This is a genomic window from Streptomyces sp. NRRL S-1022, assembly GCF_000720135.1.
Taxonomy (GTDB): Bacteria; Actinomycetota; Actinomycetes; order Streptomycetales; family Streptomycetaceae; genus Streptomyces.
The window spans coordinates 1-430 of the sequence record NZ_JOIU01000127.1 but is presented as its reverse complement, the minus strand read 5'-3'; the positions used below and the strand labels follow the sequence as shown (position 1 = coordinate 430).

Here is a 430-nt window from a genome sequence, read left to right as displayed (position 1 = left end):
CGCCGGGGAGAAGCTGGAGTTCGGCGAGCTGCGGCCCTGGGTGCAGCGGCTCGGCCTGGACCGGCCGGCGCTGGTGAACATGTACGGCATCACCGAGACCACCGTCCACACCACCTACTACCGGGTGGTCGACACCGACCTGGAGAACGGCGCCGGCAACCCGGTCGGGCTGCCCCTGGGCGACCTGACCGTCCATCTCCTCGACGCGGACGGCCGGTTGGTGCCGATCGGCGTGCCCGGCGAGATCCATGTCGGCGGCCCCGGTGTGGCCCGGGGCTATCTGAACCGGCCGGAGCTGACCGCCGAGCGGTTCGTGCCCGACCCGTTCGGGCCGGCCGGCGCCCGCCTCTACCGCTCCGGCGACCTGGCCCGGCGCCGGCCCGACGGCAGCCTGGAGTTCCTGGGCCGGGCCGACGACCAGGTCAAGATC

At 74.0% G+C, this 430-nt stretch carries 1 protein-coding gene; it reads left to right on the top strand.

Features of this window, described 5'->3' with window-relative positions; all coding sequences use genetic code 11:
* A partial coding sequence (locus IG05_RS43220) for an AMP-binding protein (protein WP_037815931.1) occupies positions 1-430 on the top strand: 430 nt, incomplete at both ends.